The organism is Salinimicrobium oceani (assembly GCF_012037645.1).
The window spans coordinates 1-373 of sequence record NZ_JAAVJR010001017.1; the positions used below are offsets into that span (position 1 = coordinate 1).

Annotated in this window: 1 protein-coding gene; it reads left to right on the top strand. The window is 43.4% G+C overall.

Annotation, left to right across the window (positions count from 1 at the left end; genetic code table 11):
• The coding region (locus tag HC175_RS20555; RefSeq protein WP_168139880.1) for an AAA family ATPase at positions 1–373 on the top strand (373 nt) is incomplete at both ends.

Sequence of the window (373 nt, forward strand, 5' to 3'; positions counted from 1 at the left end):
AAGTGATCCAAAAGCGAAATGAGGGGAAAAGTGGCGAGATCATAGATACCATCATCAGCAAGTACAAGGCCCTGGAAGACAGGTTTGATTTTGTGCTGGTAGAAGGCAGCGATTTCTCGGGAGAAGGTTCTGTTTTTGAATTTGATGAAAACGTAAATATTGCCAAAAACCTTGGTTTGCCGGTGATTATTGTAGCCAGTGGACGGGGAAAAACCAAGGAAGGACTCATGGGCAGCCTGCAAATGGCTTATCAAACCTTTATTAACAAAGATGTGCGGGTAATGGCCATGGTGAGTAACAAGATAGAACTTGCCAATCTCTCTATTGCTACCAATGGAATGCGGGAATTTTTACCCGATGATGTTGCGGTTTT